The organism is Saccharothrix stipae, assembly GCF_054781895.1.
Genome location: NZ_BAAGTN010000004.1, coordinates 32,432 through 50,271 on the forward strand (window position 1 = coordinate 32,432; position 17,840 = coordinate 50,271).

The following is a 17,840-nucleotide window of genomic DNA, read 5'->3' on the forward strand; positions in this document are numbered from 1 at the left end:
ACAACGACTCGTCCGCGAATCGTCGGTCCTCAGAGGCCGAGGACGACCAGTGTGGAGAGGCCGGTGAGGCTGGACACGCCTGTGCCCGCGCACTGGAGGCTGTCGGGTGTGACGAGTGTGGTGACCTGTTGGGCACTTGCCGAGGCAAACGTGCCACTGGCGATCAGACCCGAGTTGGTGATCACGGTCTGGCCGCCCGTGCGGGTGACGGTCCAGTTGTAGGAGAAGGTGCTCGGTTCGACCGCCGGGTTGCTCCACCTGTAGGTGCGGGACGTAGCTCCCGAGACCAGCAGCTGCGTGCACGACACGGTGTCGGTGAAAGTCTGCTCGTACGCGCCGCTGGGCGCCAGGAGGTTCGTGCAGGTGAAGAAGTAGCCGGTGACCTTGACGTTGGTGGTGGTCGGGGTGTTGGTGATGGGCGGGTCGTAGTTCACCGACCATGTGCCGGTGCAGTTCTGCTGCTCGATGTCGGCACGAGAGGATCCGGCCATGCCGACCAAGCCGCTCGCGGCGAGCGTCACCACCGCCAAGAACGTTGCCCATGAACGCACTCGTGACACCGCCTTCTCCGTTTGGGTGGAACCTGACCCACCTCGTTCCTAACGGACCCAGGCGGTCGCCCACACTGCCGTTCAGGGCGTCGTGGGACGCCGGCTTCGTGTGCGTGGTTCGGGTAGACGTGTTGGGTCGGCCGACGTCAGCACGTTGGCGATGCGGTCACAAAACGGGTTGATCGCCTCGGTGGTTCACCAGCCGACTGCCTCGTCAACCCGCGTGGTGATCATCGGGACGGTCGCCTCAGCAGCTCGGGCTCAGCCCGGCCATCGACTCGGACCACGAACCGCACAACAGCCACATCCGCCGTCAACGCTTGCTGCTCGAACGAGCCGAACTCCTGGTCGTCAAGCGAGTCGGCCAGGAATGAGGAGTCGGCCACGTGGTCTGAGGCGCGTTCAGGTGGCGACCGGTTCGTACTCGTTGATCAGGCCGCCAGGTAGCAGGAGGTGTTCGGTGCGGTGGTGCCTTGGGTACGACAGGGTTGACGACCGATCAACCGCCCTGACTACGCGGCGCTGCGGGTCAACGCCGCCGCAAACCCGCAACCTCTTGATGGACCTCCGCGACCGGGCGAACGACTTCCGGTCCTCACCCGCGACCGAGCCGACCAGTTCACCACCTCGTTCGACGCGGGTTTCTCCGGCGCAGGCATCCAAGTCGTGAAGACGCCGCCACGGTGTCCGCGAGCCAACGCCCACGCCGAACGGTTCGTCGGAACCGTAAGACGCGAAGCCACCGACCGACTGCTCATCCTCAACCAACACCACCTACGGACCGTGCTGGACCGCTACGCGACCCACTACAACCACCGCAGACCACACCAAGCCGCCAAACGGACGCGCGGGTGCGCGTTCGAGGCGAGGCACGGCGTGTTCGCGCTGCCGGACGGGCCGCTGCGCACGGTGCTTTCATTGCAGGACAGGGGTGAGCGAGCCCGGCTCGCCGCCGAGTGCGGTTCCGTGGCGGTCGAGTGGACGTGACAGAGGGCCCGGTGTGGATCGACGGCACGGTCGTCGACGGCGCCGATGCCGTGGTGCACCTGATGAACCCGACCACGCACTACGGGTGGGGCGCGTACGAGGGCGTCCGGTTCTACGCGTCGGCGAACCCCGACCTGCGCGGCCCGCTGGTCTTCCGGCTCCGCGAGCACCTGCGCCGACTCGTGACGTCCGCCCGCGCGCTGGGGATGCGGGTGCCGTTCGACGAGGGGGAACTCGTCGCGGCGTGTGCGGACCTGGTAGCCCGCTCCGGGCTCGACTCCGGCTACCTGCGGCCGCTGGCGTTCCTGAGGCCGGGTGCGATGTCCGTCGCGGCGCAGCTGGACCAAGTGCGGGTGGCCATCGGTTACTGGTCGTAGCCGGGCTACCTGCCCGGTGGCGACGAGGGCATCCGGGTGCGCACCAGCGGCTGGGTGCGCAGCGGTCCGGCGCAGCTGCCACCGAACGTGAAGTCCACAGGTGGTTACCTGAACCCGTCGCTGGCGCGGCTGGAGGCGGTGCGCGGCGGTGACCACGAGGCGATCCTGCTGAACCTGGCGGGTCGGGTAGCGGAGGCGTCGGCAGCGAACGTATTCGCGCTCGTCGACGGTGTGCTGGTGACGCCGCCGGTCGAGGAGGGCATCCTGCCCGGCATCACCAGAGACGCGTTGCTGCACCTCGCGGCGGATCTGGGTATCGGCACCGCGCAGCGCCCGCTCGCGCCGGCGGAGCTCCGGACGGCGGACGAGGTGCTGCTGGCGGGAACCGCGATGGAGGTCGTCGCGGTGAGCACTCTGGACGGGATGCCGGTGGGCGAGGGTAAGCCAGGACCCGGTGCTCGGGGCGCTGCGCGCGGCGTTCGACGCCGCCATCTCCGGCGCGCTCCCGGTGGTCCGCCAAACGTTCGGCGAGCCGGTGCTCACCTCGGTGCGGGAACACCTGGCCTCGGCGGACGTCGCCCCGCAGACGATCTGGTTCGGCGTCGCGCCGTGCGCCGGCACGCTGGCGCGGATCGACTTCCCCGACCTCCCTGACGTCCGCTTCGAGCAGGAGGGCCCGGACGGCGAGAAGGTCGGCGAACTGCGCGACTCGGGTTCCCGCCTACTATGGGCCCGCGCCGATGGCCCGGACCCGCGGACCGCGGTGCGCCGCGCGTTCGAGGCGGTCGCCGCGTGCACGCTGACCGTATCGGTACCTTTGGCCGGTCCCGGAGGCCTCGACGCCGCGGTGTGAATGGAGATTTCGAACGTGAGTGATATTGAGTTCCGGCGTGCCGTCGCCGACGACCTGCCCGCGATCGTCGCGATGCTGGCCGACGACGTCCTCGGCGCGACTCGCGAGTCCCCGGACGACCTGGCGCCGTACCGGCGCGCGTTCGCCGCCATCGACGCCGATCCGAACCAGAACCTCGTCGTCGTGGTGCGCGGTGGTGAGGTGATCGGCACCCTTCAGCTCACCCTGGTTCGGGGCCTGTCCCGCAAGGGCACGACGCGCGCCCAGATCGAGGGCGTCCGCCTGCGGGCGGCGAACGCGGCACGGGCCTTGGCACCCAGCTGTTCGAGTGGGCGATCGAGGAGTCCCGCAGGTTGGGCGCGCAGCTGGTGCAGCTGACATCCGACCTGAAGCGCACCGACGCGCACCGCTTCTACGAGAAGCTCGGCTTCCGGGCGACGCATGCGGGTTTCAAGCTCGACCTTTGAACTGTCGAGGGGGTGGCGCACCGGCAGCGGCGCTGTGCCTGCCGATAACTCCATCCATGCAGGTTGAAGCCGTGCGTAGCGTGAGGGGCCGAGGTGCTCGTGAGTGCGGCTGCAGGTCCGCAGCGCCCTCGGCTGACGCGGCATGATGACCGACTGTGCTGCTCCGACTGGCCTACCTCGGTGTGACCAACGCGTTCGCCTTCCTGTGCCTGCTGCCCATGAGCGACCGGGACAAGGACACGGAGATCCTGGCGCTGCGCCACCAGGTCATGGTCCTGGAACGCCAACTCGGAGACGCCCGCCCACGGCTGTCCCCCGCCGACCGGGCATTTCTCGTGGCACTGCTGCACCGACTCCCGGTACAAGCGCTTCGTCGACTCCGACTACTGGTACCCCGGAGACGATTCTGCGGTGGCACCGAGACCTCCTCGCCCACCGCCACGCAGCCAGATTTCGCCCCAAGCGGCCCGGACGCCCAAGGACCATCCGCTCCATCCGACTCCTGGTGCTGCGCCTGGCACGAGAGAATCCGACCTGGGGCTACCGCCGCATCCATGGAGAACTCCTCGTCCTCGGCATCAAGGTCGCCGCCTCCACGGTGTGGCAGATCCTCCGGGACGCCGGGGTCGACCCGGTACCCGAGCGCACCACGACGACCTGGTCGGTCTTCCTCCGCTCACAGGCCGAAGCGCTACTGGCCTGCGACTTCTTCGAGACCCGCACGTTGAGCGGAGCCCACCTGTATGTGCTCGCGGTCATCGAGCACGCCAACCGCCGGATCCGCGTCCTGGGCGCCACCGCGCACCCGACCGCCTCCTGGGTCACCCAAGCTGCCAGGAACCTCGTGATGGACCTCGAAGACGAGGGCCGACACGCGCGGTTCCTGATCCGCGACCACGACGGCAAGTTCCCCGCCCTGTTCGACACCGTCCTCGCCGACGCGGGTATCAGGGTCGTCCTCAGCGGAGTCCGCATCCCGCGCACGAACGCGATCATGGAACGCTGGATCAGCAGCTGCCGCCACGAACTCCTCGACCGCACCCTCATCTGGAACCAGCGGCACCTACTCCACGCGCTACGCCAGTACGAGCAGTTCTACAACACTCACCGACCCCACCAAGGCATCGCCAACGCCCGACCGCTACAACCGCTGCCACAGCCGACCGCCGATCAAGCAGCGGTCACCCGACTCGACGTCCGCCGACGGCAACGACTGGGCGGCATCCTCAACGAATACCACCACGCCGCCTGACCTGCACGGACGACATTTTCGGTAAGCACAACCTCGGGGACTGGTCCCGACGTATTTCGCACCGCCGCCTCGATGGTTGAAGACGTCGGTGGGGGACGGGCGCGGTGCGCAACGCGTACACGGCGTCGTCGGGTGTGATCGACGATGGATGACCAGCATCCGGCTGACCGGCGGCCTGATCCCCGAGTTCGACCGCTCGTAGCGCTTGAGGGTCGTGGGTAGCCGCCGTCGGGTTGGTCCGGCGACGACTAGAGACGCCGAAAGATCTAGTGAGTCGAAAGTGATCGTCTTCCTGTTGGTTGATCACTCGTGATCGAGGTCGGGGGTGCGCACCGGTTGTCGCCTGCGGAGCGTGAGGTGTTGCGGTTGCGGGTGGTGGCGGCGTTGGGGGCCGGTCGGGTCGAGGGCTATCGGCAGGCCGCGGAGGTGTTCGGGGTCTCGGAGCGCTCGGCGGGCACTTGGTGGCGTGCATACCGGCGGGAGGGTCGCGAAGGCTTGGCTACTCGCAGGGGACATCCGGGCCCGGCCGAGCTGATCCGGCTGGTCGTCGGGGTCGACATGACCGAGCAGGGCGTGGCCTGTGGCTGCGCCGCCACGGCTTTACCCCGCAGAGTCCGGCGCGCCGCGCCTACGAGCAGCAGCCCGCCGCGGTGCGGGCCTGGCTGGACGAGGAGTATCCGGAGAGCGAGGCACGCGAACGCCGAGGGTGCGGCCGTCGCGCGGGTCGACCAGTGCGGGTTGTGCTCGGATGCCGCGCCGCCCGGCCGGTCCTGGGCGCCGAAAGGGCGCACGCCGGTGGTGAGGGTGACCGGGAAACGGCTGCAGGACAACGCCGACCGGATCGAGCTGCACCTGATGCCCGGCTACAGCCCCGAACCCGACCCCGACGGGTTACTCAACGCCGACCTCAAACGCAACGTCAACGCCTCCCGCGCCCACAACGTCGACCGCCTCGCCCACGAGACCCGTCGCTTCCTACGCCGCTGCTAACGCCAACCGCACATCGTCCGCGGCTACTCCCGCGCACCCCAAGTTCGCTACGCCACCATGTAGGCAACCGAGAACTTACGCCTCCATAACTCACGAGTGGAGGGTCACAACAACGGGCCGGTCGTTGCCCGTCCCGGGCGTTGTGCCCTGTGGCCGCGAGTTGGTTCGTAGACTTCGGCAATGGCCGATGATCGAGTGGTGGCGGGCCGTTATCAGCTGGAGGAGCAGCTCGGCGAGGGAGGCATGGGGGTCGTGTGGCGCGCCCTGGACCTGGAACTGGGTCGCCCGGTGTCCCTCAAGCAGTCGCTGGGCGGCGACACCGGGCAGATCCGGCGGGAGGCGCGGATCGGGGCCGGGCTGCTGCACCCGAACGTCGTCACGGTGTTCGACACCGTCGTGGACGACCGGGACACGCGCTGGCTGGTGACCGAGTACCTGGCCGCGCGGAGCCTGGAGCAGATCATCGAGGACGAGGGCCCGCTGCCGCGGGAGCGGATCCGGCGGATCGGCGCGCAGCTGGCCGCCGCGCTCGCGGCCATGCACGCCCGCGGCATCGTGCACCGCGACCTCAAACCGGGGAACGTGCTGGTGACCGCGGACGACATGGCGAAGCTGACGGATCTGGGCATCGCCCGCTGGACCGAGGTCACCCGAACCGGTGGTGCCCAGTTCGCCGGCACGCTCGGGTACGTCGCGCCCGAGGTCGCCGCCGGCGGTGAAGCCGGAGCGGCGGCGGACGTGTTCTCCCTGGGCGCCACCCTTTACGCCGCCGTGGAAGGCCGGTCCCCGTGGGGGTCGGGCGAGGACGGCCCCTTCGTGCAGATGCGCCGCGCGGTCGGCGGCCGGCCGGAGCCGATGCGGCTCGCGGGGGAACTCGCCCCGGTCCTGCGGGCACTGATGGAGCACCACCCGGGCGACCGGCCCACTGCGGCCGAAGCGGGCGACCTCCTCGGCGGCGACCTCTCCACGCCCGTCGGCCGGTTCCGGCGGCGATTGTCCCGCCGCGGCCGGCGCGGGCTGGTCCTCGCCGGCGCGCCGATCGCCGTGACCGCGCTGGTCGCGGCCTTCGTCATCACCCAGCCCTCGCCCCCCGCCACCACGGCGCACGGGCCGGGCACGCTCGGCGACGACCCGGCTGCCGCGGACCCGTGCGCCGCGATCTCGACGGACTCGCTCTCCCCGTTCGGTCGGCCCTTCATCGACCCCGAAGTGCTCAACTTCGGCAGCTGCGTGGTCACGACCGAGCTCGCGGACGGCAGCGGTCAGGTCCAGACGACGCTGGCGCTGACCGGGCCGCTGCGCTACCCGTCACGAGTCCCGGTCTCCGGGAAGATGGGCGAGGTCGAACGCTCGCAGTCCGGTGACGACGCCTGCGAGCGGAGCATCTCGCTGGCCGACCTCAACCGCGTCGTCATCACCACGCGCCCGCTTAACGGCCTGCGGGGCGCACCGCTGTGCGCCGTCTCCGGATCAGTGCTCTCCGACGTCCAGTCGATGCTCGCCAACGGGCCCCTGCCCAAGCGGACACGGCCGTTCGCGCCGTGGTCACTGGCCCGCGTCGATGCCTGCGGTCTGCTCGACATGGCGGAGGTCGACGAGGTGCTCGGACGAGTCAGGCGCGCCGACACGGAGTTCGGCGGGTGGGGCTGCACCTGGCAGAAGGACCGGCGCACCGTCGTCGTGCGGTTCAGCCGGGAGTGGCCGATCGAGCTGGACGAGGAGGTGCCGGGGGAGCGGGTCCTCGTTGGCGACCGCAACGCTGTCGTGGGCGTCGTGCCGGGCGTCCCGCCCAAGTGCGGTGTCCAGGTGGTGCACAAGTTCTACACCCCCGAGCAGCCGGTGCTGCGCGGCACCGAACCCCACCGCGAGGAGATCGCCGTGGTGACCGTGGAGGACACGAGCGCGGTCGACGCGGCCGGGCTCTGCGGCCCGGCCCGCTCGTTGGCGGAAGCGCTCGTGCGGCGGCTGCCGTGAGCGGGGACCCGTCCCCGACCGGGGGCGCTAGAAAGGGCGGTAGGTCATCGCCGGGACCGCTGCCGCGCCGGCGAGGGGGAGGGCGACCAGTAGGGGGGTGGGCCCGGCGCGGCGCCGGTGATGACCACCGTGCCCGTTCCGGCAGCCCGGTTGGGGGCTTCCGGAACGGGCACCCGGCTCCTCTGCGCCGACCGGGTGGTGATCAGGTCACCACCGGGCTACACGGGTAGGGGCTGGTGCGCCTTCGCCCGTCGGTTACGACATCCGCGCCTGCGAAAGAGGTGACCATGCCCATCGGGCAGCTCGACCCACACCGGCAACGCAGCCTCCGGCTCGGTTTGGCCGAAACCCCTCCCGGCACCTTGAGCGCGCTCACCGTCACCGGGGGTGTCACGGCGGCGCCCACCCCCGGAAGGCGGCTGAGCTTCGGACGCAACCGGTTGGAGGTGGACGTCTGCGTCGGTGAGGACGACGTGCGCATCAGCCGGGTCCAAGGCCTGCTCACCCGCGACCTGGACCACTGGTGGCTGACCAACACCGGCCGCTCCCCGATCCGGCTGTCCAACAGCGTTCTGCTGCACCGCGACAGCGGACGGCTGCTCCTGGTGCCCGGCTACACTGCTCTGTTCCTGCGCGGCACCCGCACCCGAGAGCACCTGTTGGAACTGCACGTCAGCGACGACGAGACCCGGGTCACCCGCCCCCGGCCCCAATCCCCCACGGTGCCGCCGAAGCGCTGGCGCCTCACCGCGGAGGAGCACCTCGTGCTGGCTGTGCTGGGTCAGCGCTTCCTCACCTACGACCCGCAGCCACTGCCCCTCCCTCGTCACCAGGCTGCCGCCGAACTCGCCGAACGCCAACCGGGTTCCCACTGGACGGCGAAGCGCGTCGAGCACATCGTGTCCCGGGTCCGGCAGCGCCTGTCCGACGCGGGCGTGCACGGGCTCAAGCGCGAGGAGGTCGGCGAACCGGTCGGCCTGACGCTGACGGTGAACCTCATCCGGGAACTCGTGCTCTCCACGACCCTGGTGCCGATGGACCTGGAATGGCTGGAACATCCGGAACCGTGAACGAGGACGGGACGGATCGATATCACGGAGCTGGAGCGCTCGGTGGGGTCGGCGGTGGTTGTAGTGGGCCGCGTAGCGGTCCAGCACCGTCCGCAGGTGGCGTCTATTGATGATGAGCAGTCGGTCGGTGACTTCGCGTCGGACGGTGCCGACGAACCGTTCGGCGTGGGCATTGGATCGGTCATCGACGACCGAGGACATGGAGTTGCTAGTGCTGCGGCACGGGGTCGCCGTGCCGCGCCGGACTACCCCTCGTCTGCGGTTCGACTGAGCCGATCACACAGCGATCGCCGCACTGGGCATCAATCCCCGACTGCTGTTCGATCACCGTGCACCCGCCCGCCACGGCACCAGACCAGGTCATGAGGAAGCGGACCATTACGCGATGACAGCCGATTGACCCGGCAAGACGTCGCACAAGTCGCCCAACCGACCCATACAACGGTCAATCGCACCCCTGACCTCTTCGGTGCGGTATGAAGCCAGAACAAAGCTTCTACCAGCAGAAACAGAATTACCCCAGAAAAAAGCACGCCATTGGAAGCCGTTGAACGCGGTTCAACACGGTTGAATGCGTCCGACGGCTCCCATTCTGCTCCCAACGTCCGCTCCCACCCTCCCGGACAATCTATGGACCGCCGACCGCCCGGTTCCTGAGCCGCGACCGGGACGGAAATTTCCCACCCTGTTCGACGCTGTCCTCGCCAACGCGGGCATCCAGGTCATCCTCACGGTGTCCGGACCCCGTCGATGAACACGATCATGGAACGCCGGATCCCGACCTACCGACGGGAGCTACTCGACGCACACTGGCCTGGAACCGACGGCACCTGCTCCACGCCCTGCGCGAGTACGAGAAGTTCTACAACACCCGCCGACCCATCAAGGCATCGCCAACGCGCAGCCACTACACCCACTGCCACCAGCCACGGACCAAGCAGTCGTCGCCCACCTCGACATCTGCCGACGGCAACGATTGGGCGGCATCCTCAACGAGTCCACCACGCCCCTGACCTGCACGGCCGTTATTTTCGGCAAGCACAGGTTTGCACAAATGGCGATTCATCGGACGCCGTTATTCGGATTCTGGTTCGGACGGCCGGCGAGCAGCAGCCGAGCTACTGACTGGCAGGCAATCGCGCGAGTGCTTCCGCCACGGTGCTCCCGTCGGCAGACCCCGATGCGCGGTACAACTCCAGTGCGGCGATCCACCGGCGCCTCGCTTCGTCGAGATCACCGGCCGACGCGGCGAGCACACCGAGTTCTTGAAGTGCGCGTGCCTCCTCGTGCTTGCTGCCGCAAGACCTCGCGCGCAGAGCGGCCTGACGGAACGCGATCTCCGCTAGGAATTGGTCACCTGCGCGGTGCCGGATCCGACCGAGCCTGCTGAACCCTTCAGCCGCATCCAGTTCCGAGCCGAGTCCAATCGCGATGTCGACAGCCTCCTCGATGTGCTCGACGGCGTCGCCGAAGTGGCCCAATTCCGTTTCCACGAGGGCCATGCTGCGCAACGTGATCCCGACGTTCCGTTGTGCGCCACTGCTGCGGTACCCGTCGAGCGCGAGTTTCTGGTTGTGCAATGCCGCCGTGAATTCACCACGCCGGCGAAGCACTGCCGCCTCGTTGGCGAGCGCGTTGCTCCTCCCATGTCCGTCACCGAGTTCTTCGAACAGCTCCAGCGCTCGCCGGTAGTGCTTCGCCGCTTCGTCCAGTTCGTTCATCTCGACCAGCGCCATGCCGAGGTTGTTACGGGTGCGCGCTTCGGCCAGTGGGTCGTTCGCGCGAATGCACGCCAGGAGCGCATGCCGATGGGTGCTCAGCCAGCCGTCGAGTGCTTTGGTCAGGAAGTAGTAGTCCCGCAACGTGTAGGCGAGTTGCCAGCGCCGCTCGTCCAGCGCCGGGTCGTCGACGGCGCACATCGCTTCGAGGTTCTGACGTTCGAGGTCCAGCCACCGCAGCGCGTCCTGGCGACCCTGGAGGTCGAGAAGGGCTACCGCTCGTCCGCCGAGAGGGAATCGGAGCCGGTGTGGCATGACGATCCGCCCGGCCCGGTCCGCCATGTGCAGGTAGTGGTCGAACAACCGCGCGACCGCGGCTCGTCGGTCCTCATCCGCCTCGACCCGATCGCACGTCTCCCGCGCGTAGATGCGCAGCAGGTCGTGCAGGCCGAAGCGATCGGACCCCAGGTCGAGGACGAGGTGCCTGCGCGCCAACGACCGCAACAGCGTGGTGGCGGCGAGGTGCGGGACGTCGAGAAGCGCGGCCGCAGCATTCGCGCTGAACTCCGAACCAGGGTGCAAGCCGAGTAATCGGAACATCCTGGCCTCGGGAGCCGGCAGTGATCGAACGGACCAGGAGAACACGGTCCGCACCGTGGAACGGGCGTCGTCGTCGTGGGTGTCGAGCACGTCGAGACGCGCGTGTTCATCGGTGAGGTCGGCCACGACGCCGTCGAGATCGGCGAATGGGAAGCGGCTGATCCGCTCGGACACGATGCGCAACGCCAGCGGCAGTCCGGCGCACAACCGCACCAACGTGCCGGCGGCGGGGTGATGGGCTCGGTCACCGATCTCCGTGCGAAGGAGCGTCATGCCGGCGTCTTCGGCGAGTGGCTCGACCCGGAGCGCGGTGGCCGCGTGCTGAACCACGAGTCCGCTGAGCTGATGACGGCTGATCACGATCACCACACCCCCGGCGGGACCCGGTAGCAGTGGCCGGACGTGGTCTGCGGACAGCGCGTTGTCCAGCACGACAAGTGCCCGACGCCCGCTCATCAACGTCCGGAAGTGCGCGGCACGTTCTTCGACCGTGGTCAGCTCTTCCGGTCGTGCGTACCCGAGCGCTCGCAGGAAGGCCGCCAACGCGTCCTGCGGGCGCAACGGCTCGCCTCCCCCGAAACCGTGCAGGTCGACGTAGAGCTGCCCGTCGGGGAACTTGTCGATCACACTGTTCGCCCAGTGCAGCACGAGCGCCGTCTTGCCGACACCACCCATGCCGGACAGGACGACGAGTCCGTTGGACGGCAGCGCGGTCAGCCGGGCCAGCAGATCCTCGCGGCCGGTCAGCGTGCCACCTTCGGCTGGAAGCTGACGGGGTACGGCCCTGGCGGAAGCGTGCGTCGTGATGTGCACGTCACCGTGGATGGCGCCAGCTTGCACTGCGAACGTCGTATCACCGGTGAGGCTGTTGTGCACGTCGTGTCCAGGAGTCATGACTCGATTGTCGACCCGTCCGACCGCGGGCACGATCGTCCGAAGAGCGCGGGCAGGTCCTCAGAACGCGGTTTCGACTTCGACCTTGTAGTCCCGATAGCCGCTGACCTCGTCCAGCGTGTCCAAGGTGAATGTTTTCGTCTGCCGCGGCGCGAGGTCGTTCACCGCACCGCTCCCCGTGCCGAGGATCCCACCGTTCGCGTTGTAGAAGGTGACTTTGAGGATCAAGTGCTTCGGGGAAGACCCGGCGTTGTGCGCCTCTCCGTACACCCTGTGGTCGGGAGTCACGGTGAAGTTGCCCAACTGGAGGCCGTCGTCCCCCGTTTGCATCGAGCGGGCGACCGGAGGTTTCGAAGCGATCTGCGGGTTCGTTGTCACGACCGGTGGGGTGAGGTCGCCCGCTTCCAGCCAGTCGCTCCCGCTCAAGTCGACCGCGCACCCGACACTCGACAGGCGCTGGGCGAGGAGCTTGGCTGTGCGGGGTCGTTGCTCAACCGCACCACGAAATGCCCGCCGAGGTCCGTGAACCTCCGCACCTTGCCGAGCTCGACCAGGATCGTGCGCTCCGGGATCAACATCATCGCCATGCCGGTTTCGTAGATCACGTTCGGACGGGCCTGCCCAGCGGGCTGCGTCTCCGGGTCGTGTTCGTCGTCGGCGTGTTCGGTTTTGAGCTGCACCACGTCGTCCGGGGTAGCGAGCACGATCACGGCGCGGCCCTTGCCCAGGACGGCTTGGAGGGCATCACCGATCTTCGGTGAGCCCTGCCGGACCTCGGCCAGCACCTGGGACCACTCCAACGGCTGCAGGCCGATCGCCCGCAGGAAGTCGAACAACCCACGTCGCGCTTTCTTGTCACGCCCGTGGATTACGAAACCCGTGCGATCCGGATCAGGCTTGGGCGCTGGCTCCTCCTGGACGTCGTGGTGGGGCAGCGGCGCGACGGACGAAGCTTGCAGGTCGAGCCTGGCGCGGGCCTCCAGCAGCAGTTGCTTCTGCGTCTTGAGGGGACCCTTGAACCGGTCGGTGTAGGGGTGCTGCCAGTAACCGAGCAGGCCTTGGTGCTCGCTCGGCCGCCTCTGCCGGCCACCGAAGAACTTCGGCCGGGGCTTCACGGGCTCGTGGAGGAAGTGCTTGATGCGGTATTGCAGCGTGCGGACGCTGCCTTCGTACTCGAAGCGAAACTTCTCCCGCAGGTCGCTCGGCAGCAGCAACAGGCAGCTCGTGAACCACTCGTCGTAGGCGTCACCGAGCTGTTTCGCCGTGCGCCCCTGCGACGACGTCGTCGATCTGCACCTGCTGGGCCAGCCGGTCGAGCACCGGGATCCGGTCGATGAGCTCGTCCAACCTGCTCGACCGGGCTTTTGCCTCCACGTGGCGAGTCTATCGAGCCAGCCGGCATCACGGCCGGAGGAATTCGATCAACCGATCGATGCTGCTCGGACCTTGGTAATCCACCCGTTGATTGATCCGGACGCTACCGGGCAGGTCTTCCACGTCGAAGTCCTGGTCGATCACCAGGACCTGGATCGCCCGATCGACGGGATTCTTGACCTGACGATGGGCGAATATCGCCGTTTCCTGCTTCGCCCAGGCGGATTCCGAGTACGAGCGACTGGCGAAGATGAGCATCCGCCGACTGTGCTTCAAGCCGTACTCCACAGTACCCAGGGTCCGGTCGCCCGGCCGCATGTTGTTATTGTCGTACCAGCAATCCAGACCGGCTCCCTCCAAGCGCTTCAAAACCTCGAGGACGATAGGCTTGTCCACGCTGGAGTGGCACAGGAAAACGTCGTAAAGGTAGCCATCCTCGGACCGTTGCCCAGCACGGGGCAGTGCCTTGAAAAGTGCATCCTTTTGTCGGCCGGTCAATTTTCCGATACCTCTGGATTCGATGCGAAGAATCTTCGGTGACGTAAATTCCCTGTAGGAGCGCGGCGGAATCTTCAGGTCAGGCAGGTCGATCCAAATGATCGGAAACTCCCGCCCGTCCAGTTTGTGGTCGGTTTCGGTGAGTAGCGCACCGGCGACAAGGATGCACAGGCCCTTGTATTGATCTTGCGGAGCGATGTCGTCCAGTGAAATCCGGAACTCGGTGAGCGGAACGAGTTCGCAGTACCTGCGCAAGGGCTGGAGCGGGTCGTCCGGGGAGGCTGGCCCGACCGTGAGGGGTCCACTCGGGTTGCCCTTAGGACCCGCCAGGTATGAGACGTTGTCACTGACGTGTTCGAGGATGCGTTCGCTGATGTATTCGTTGAACTGGGTAGCCGCGGCCCTGCCCACGCCGTCTTTTCCGAGCAGCTTCGACTGAACGTCGTTGTTGTTGAACGACAGCAGCGACACGTCCGTCAGCGCCACGAGGTCGGCGGTGCGGTGGCGACCCAGCGCGAAGGCGAAGTCGCCGACGATCTCACCCACACCGTAGGGGTACATCGGTGCGGCATCGCCGTGGTAGCCCTTGCCCTCGGAGTTGTACACGCCGACCTGACCGCGCAGGATTACGAACAGGGAGTCGCCCGGCTCGTCGAAACGGCAGATGAACTCGCCCTCGGTCCGCTCGACGAGCTGCCCCAGTCGCAGCATGCTCGCCAGTTCGTCCTCCCTGAAGCGGTTCAACAGCGGGTTCGCCTTGAGCTCGTTGCTGCTGCGGTCGCGATACTGCAGATTTAGCGCTGCTCCTTTGAGCTCATTGGTGGCGAGCTCGGAAGACGAGTGCACCTGCCAGATCCGCTTGGTGAAGTACAGTGCGTCCCAGTGTTTCCGGTAGTCGTTCACAGGTACTGATGGGTTTTTCAGACGGGCTGAGTCTTCCCGGTTCTCCACCGGCCAATCGGGTGCGGTACCGTCCAAGGAAAGCAGGTAGAGCAGCAGTGTCGGAAAATCGCGACCTGGAAAGGGTAAAGGGGTGTGGAAGGTCACGACCGGATCGGTTCCCGACGATTCCATCCCACGCCGAAAATCCTCTGAGGCGACTACGTTGTCAGCAAGGACCTGCCCCAGCAGCCACCCTGCGTAGTTAATGCCGCTGCCGACGAGTTGTACTCGGTTGTCGGCGCCGAGGACATCGCAGACGTCGCCGACGTGACAGGTGATGCGCAGCGGCACGTGCTGCGCCTTCGCCCAGGAGATCAACTCGACGAGCAGGTTGACGGCGGACTGCTGCCAGGCGGTCTGCCGGAAGACCACGTGACCGCCGTCGCCCCCAGACGACCAGACGACCGCTCCCGGGTCGCACGATCCGATCGTCGCCGCCACGATCCGGTTGATCTTCTCGACTCGTCGGACTTGGTCGCGCGCGTTCGTCGCTGAATGACCACGGATGTCACACGACACGATCGCCACCTTGTAGAAGCCCATCTCCCGGGACGACTGCACAGAGCTCCTCCATGGCGCCTGTCGACCACTCCAGGCGCAATAATGCGGATACGTTGCGTCCGGTGCGGCTCGAACCGGGATGCGATCATATCTTCGACGCCACGCGGACACCCGTAGCTTGTTACGCCGCCGGTAACGTGCTTCTCCCACAGATGACGGCACGCGAGTTGGTTCGGATCCGCAGATCTACGGTTTGCGTTCGGCGGGTTGCGGCTATGGTGTGCGTTCTCGAACGAAGAGTCCGGCTGGCTGTGAGTGGTGGAGTGGAAGAACAGGACGCAACGCCTCCGATGGCGGGCGGTATCTCCAACGCGGTGCACGGACCGGTCAACGGGTTCCTGCTGCAGGCCGCGAACGTTTACGGTGACGTGCACCACTACCACCAGGTCGCCGCGCCTGTGCCGCTCGAAAAGTCATCGCCGCAGGTAGGGCGGGAAATACAGTGTTGGAGCATGTCCGGGTGGTCGTGTCCCTGCTGTACGAGGTAACCCGGAAGCTGCTGTCCGTCCCGTCGATGCTTCTCCGCAGCGAGACGGCGAAGGACGCCGAACTGCTCGTCTTGCGGCACGAGAACGCGGTCCTGTCCCGACACCTCGCGGGTCCGATCCGCTACGAGCCTGCGGATCGGTTCTGGTTCGCCGCCCTGTCCGGGTTGGTGGATCGTCGCCGGTGGCGGGAGGTCTTTCCGGTCACGCCGGGCCCCCTGGTCGTCTGGCATCGCAGACTCATGGCCCGCAAGTGGGACTACTCCGCGCGTCGACGCATCGGACGCCCACCGACACGATCGGCGGTCAAGTCGCTCGTGCTGCGACTCGCCGAGGACAACCCACGATGGGGTCACCGCCGAATCCAGGGCGAACTGGCCAGACTCGGCCACAGGACCGCCCACTCGACGGTCCGGCAGATCCTGCACGACGCAGGCATCGACCCGGCACCACGCCGCACCGGCCCGACCTCGCGAGAATTCCTCAACGGCCGGGCCCAGGGCATCATCGCGGCCGACTTCCTCCACCTCGACACCGTGCTCGGTCGAAGGCTCTACGCCCTGGCGTTCCTCGAGCACGACACCAGGCGCCTGCACATCACCAGAGTCATAGCCCACCCGACCCAGGCCTGGACAACGCAGCAAGCGAGGAACCTCGCCCCGACCTCGGAACGCGCATGGAATCCCTGCGCTTCATGCTCCACGACCGCGACGGCAAGTACAGCCAGACGTTCGACACCGTCTTCCACGCCGACGACCTACGCGTCATCACCAGCGCACCACAGGCACCGCGGATGAACGCCCACTGCGAACGGGTCATCGGCACCATCAGACGCAAACTCCTCGACCACATCCTCATCACGAGAGAGGCCCACGCACGACAAGTCCTCAAGACCTACGAAGACCGCTACAACCGACACCCCCCCACCAGGCCCGAGACCAGCTACCACCCGAAGCCCAGCAGCACCCCGCCACGATGCACGACCTCGACACCCGCCAGGTGCTCCGCACCCGCATCCTCGGCGGCCTCATCAACGAATACAGACAAGCCGCCTGACCAGCAGCGATGACTTTCGAACGGCACAAGGTCATCGTTGGCGGCCCACGAGGCGCCATCGGGCGCCGAGTGACCGTCCCGGCGCGCTGAGTAACATTGCGGACCCTCGACAGGGGGAGGAGGTCACATCGTGGCTGTGCGATTCGGAGCGCTGTTCTGCGGCGTCGGCATCTTCCTGCTTACGGGGGTACCAGGCGATACCCCTCACCTCATCGGGCTCGGCATCTGGTGGTTCGGCGTTCTGCTGATCATCGACTCGCTGATCGGCGGCGGACGGCCCGCGCAGTACCTCTGGGGCATCGGTGTCCCCGTGGCGGTCTGGGTGTACTCGGGGGACTTGGCTCAGAAGGCGACCGTGAGCCCCGGGCGCATGGCCGTCGCGGTGATCAGCGTACTGGTCGCCGGGATCGTGGCGGTGCGTTCTGTGCGGGAGCGTCGATCGGGGGCTCCCCGTTACACCGCCAATGGCGAACTTCAAGCGGCCTTGTCCTGCTGGGACACCGCGCGGAGCCGGGTGTCGGCGAGCCAGCGCGCGCGAGCCGCCCGCGCCTACCAGGAAGGAATCGACCACTTTCTGTGGTGCGTTAACCTGACACAGTCGGCCGCGAAACGCTCGACCTCACTGCCGCGACCGGACGATCTCATGCCGGTGTTCCACGCTATGGGCGCGATGGGACGGGAAGGGGTTCCCGTACTGCGGCAGGCGCGCATGACGCGCTCGGCGATGGACCTCGCCCGGATGGCACTCGCCGCTTCCCATCTCGCGGATCCGGTCGAAGGGAATCCTGAGTTGATCGAGAAGACCCTGGTCGCCGACCGCGGCGCACAGCCTCCGCTCGACCTCAACGGAGACGGCCCGCTGTCGACCGAATCCCGGATCGCCGGTGCGGCCGAGGCCCGTCTGCTCCTGGCGAAACTCCTCGCGGAGCGGCCCGGCCTCCGACGGCGGGAAGGTCGACCTTGGTTGATCGAGAGTGGCGAGCCCGTGTACTACGAGCGGGAGAAGGCACAGTTCCAACGGGCCGTGCTGCCCAGTTGCGCCGGCATGGCCTTAGCCGAGGAGGTGCGACAACTGGCCCAGGAAAGCCTTCGTATGTACACGAAGCTGTGCGGGTTGGCGCCGGGATACGAGTCGGCTCGGGACCAGGCCAAGGAAATCTTCGCGAGAAGCCGGCCCTAGACGGTGTGGCC

Annotated in this window: 16 protein-coding genes and 5 pseudogenes; 13 read left to right on the top strand and 8 right to left on the bottom strand. The window is 67.3% G+C overall.

All coding sequences use genetic code 11. The features are described from left to right. Positions 1-29: 29 nt before the first annotated feature. On the bottom strand, positions 30-551 hold the full coding sequence (locus tag ACYVLT_RS08600; protein WP_461119603.1) for a hypothetical protein: 522 nt from the start codon (positions 549-551) through the stop codon (positions 30-32). Between the two features lie 402 nt (positions 552-953). Then, positions 954-1,325, bottom strand: a complete 372-nt coding sequence (locus ACYVLT_RS08605; protein WP_461119627.1) for a hypothetical protein — start codon at positions 1,323-1,325, stop codon at positions 954-956. Between ACYVLT_RS08605 and ACYVLT_RS08610 the strand changes: the two genes are divergently transcribed. The 10 genes and pseudogenes from ACYVLT_RS08610 to ACYVLT_RS08655 all read left to right on the top strand — a co-directional run bounded on the left by ACYVLT_RS08610 (position 1,218) and on the right by ACYVLT_RS08655 (position 8,521). Beyond that, a complete protein-coding gene (locus ACYVLT_RS08610; protein WP_461119604.1) occupies positions 1,218-1,538 on the top strand; it encodes an integrase core domain-containing protein in 321 nt (106 codons plus the stop codon). The two genes, ACYVLT_RS08605 and ACYVLT_RS08610, sit on opposite strands and share 108 nt — an antisense overlap. Positions 1,539-1,600: 62 nt before the next feature. Then, a pseudogene (locus ACYVLT_RS08615) lies at positions 1,601-2,314 on the top strand (aminotransferase class IV); the annotation flags it as partial. A gap of 55 nt (positions 2,315-2,369) precedes the next feature. After that, positions 2,370-2,768 (top strand): hypothetical protein, encoded by a 399-nt coding sequence (locus tag ACYVLT_RS08620; protein WP_461119628.1) that lies wholly within the window; start codon positions 2,370-2,372, stop codon positions 2,766-2,768. Further along, positions 2,769-3,235, top strand: a pseudogene (locus ACYVLT_RS08625) (GNAT family N-acetyltransferase). A gap of 505 nt (positions 3,236-3,740) precedes the next feature. Continuing rightward, positions 3,741-4,487 (top strand): integrase core domain-containing protein, encoded by a 747-nt coding sequence (locus tag ACYVLT_RS08630; RefSeq protein ID WP_461119605.1) that lies wholly within the window; start codon positions 3,741-3,743, stop codon positions 4,485-4,487. A gap of 375 nt (positions 4,488-4,862) precedes the next feature. Beyond that, positions 4,863-4,994: pseudogene (locus tag ACYVLT_RS08635) on the top strand (helix-turn-helix domain-containing protein); the annotation flags it as partial. Beyond that, a pseudogene (locus tag ACYVLT_RS08640) lies at positions 4,949-5,146 on the top strand (winged helix-turn-helix domain-containing protein); the annotation flags it as partial. The pseudogenes ACYVLT_RS08635 and ACYVLT_RS08640, both read left to right, overlap by 46 nt. A gap of 145 nt (positions 5,147-5,291) precedes the next feature. Next, complete coding sequence (locus tag ACYVLT_RS08645) at positions 5,292-5,477, top strand: hypothetical protein (RefSeq protein ID WP_461119629.1); 186 nt, start codon at positions 5,292-5,294, stop codon at positions 5,475-5,477. A 180-nt stretch (positions 5,478-5,657) separates the two neighbouring features. Next, a complete protein-coding gene (locus tag ACYVLT_RS08650) occupies positions 5,658-7,451 on the top strand; it encodes a serine/threonine-protein kinase (RefSeq protein WP_461119606.1) in 1,794 nt (597 codons plus the stop codon). A gap of 287 nt (positions 7,452-7,738) precedes the next feature. Further along, positions 7,739-8,521, top strand: coding sequence for an FHA domain-containing protein (locus ACYVLT_RS08655; RefSeq protein ID WP_461119607.1), 783 nt, complete (start codon positions 7,739-7,741; stop codon positions 8,519-8,521). Positions 8,522-8,563: 42 nt separating this feature from the next. On the opposite strand, the pseudogene ACYVLT_RS08660 reads toward ACYVLT_RS08655, so the two are convergent. The 6 genes and pseudogenes from ACYVLT_RS08660 to ACYVLT_RS08685 all read right to left on the bottom strand — a co-directional run. Beyond that, positions 8,564-8,722, bottom strand: a pseudogene (locus ACYVLT_RS08660) (integrase core domain-containing protein); the annotation flags it as partial. A gap of 917 nt (positions 8,723-9,639) precedes the next feature. Beyond that, on the bottom strand, positions 9,640-11,733 hold the full coding sequence (locus ACYVLT_RS08665; RefSeq protein WP_461119608.1) for a tetratricopeptide repeat protein: 2,094 nt from the start codon (positions 11,731-11,733) through the stop codon (positions 9,640-9,642). A 60-nt stretch (positions 11,734-11,793) separates the two neighbouring features. Further along, a complete protein-coding gene (locus ACYVLT_RS08670; protein ID WP_461119609.1) occupies positions 11,794-12,159 on the bottom strand; it encodes an FxLYD domain-containing protein in 366 nt (121 codons plus the stop codon). Then, positions 12,156-12,947, bottom strand: a complete 792-nt coding sequence (locus ACYVLT_RS08675) for a TIR domain-containing protein (protein WP_461119610.1) — start codon at positions 12,945-12,947, stop codon at positions 12,156-12,158. Before ACYVLT_RS08675 ends, ACYVLT_RS08670 begins: the two co-directional genes overlap by 4 nt. Before the next feature lie 31 nt (positions 12,948-12,978). Then, positions 12,979-13,107 carry a hypothetical protein gene (locus ACYVLT_RS08680; RefSeq protein ID WP_461119611.1) on the bottom strand — a complete coding sequence of 43 codons (129 nt, stop codon included), beginning with the start codon at positions 13,105-13,107 and terminating at the stop codon, positions 12,979-12,981. A gap of 27 nt (positions 13,108-13,134) precedes the next feature. Beyond that, positions 13,135-15,108, bottom strand: a complete 1,974-nt coding sequence (locus ACYVLT_RS08685; RefSeq protein ID WP_461119612.1) for a TIR domain-containing protein — start codon at positions 15,106-15,108, stop codon at positions 13,135-13,137. Positions 15,109-15,568: 460 nt separating this feature from the next. On the opposite strand from ACYVLT_RS08685, the gene ACYVLT_RS08690 reads away from it, so the two are divergent. From ACYVLT_RS08690 to ACYVLT_RS08700, 3 genes are all read left to right on the top strand, one after another. Then, on the top strand, positions 15,569-16,390 hold the full coding sequence (locus ACYVLT_RS08690) for an IS3 family transposase (protein ID WP_461119630.1): 822 nt from the start codon (positions 15,569-15,571) through the stop codon (positions 16,388-16,390). Further along, positions 16,387-16,662 (top strand): integrase core domain-containing protein, encoded by a 276-nt coding sequence (locus ACYVLT_RS08695; RefSeq protein WP_461119625.1) that lies wholly within the window; start codon positions 16,387-16,389, stop codon positions 16,660-16,662. The genes ACYVLT_RS08690 and ACYVLT_RS08695 overlap by 4 nt, the downstream gene beginning before the upstream one ends. A 117-nt stretch (positions 16,663-16,779) precedes the next feature. Next, positions 16,780-17,829: a hypothetical protein gene (locus ACYVLT_RS08700; protein WP_461119613.1), complete on the top strand. Its 1,050-nt coding sequence runs from the start codon at positions 16,780-16,782 to the stop codon at positions 17,827-17,829. The last annotated feature ends 11 nt before the right edge of the window (positions 17,830-17,840 follow it).

Bases quoted from the DNA above. Each gene is read 5' to 3' on its own strand.
- ACYVLT_RS08695 (WP_461119625.1), top strand. From the start codon at position 16,387: ATGAACGCCCACTGCGAACGGGTCATCGGCACCATCAGACGCAAACTC.
- ACYVLT_RS08655 (WP_461119607.1), top strand. From the start codon at position 7,739: ATGCCCATCGGGCAGCTCGACCCACACCGGCAACGCAGCCTCCGGCTC.
- ACYVLT_RS08650 (WP_461119606.1), top strand. From the start codon at position 5,658: ATGGCCGATGATCGAGTGGTGGCGGGCCGTTATCAGCTGGAGGAGCAG.
- ACYVLT_RS08665 (WP_461119608.1), bottom strand. From the start codon at position 11,733: ATGACTCCTGGACACGACGTGCACAACAGCCTCACCGGTGATACGACG.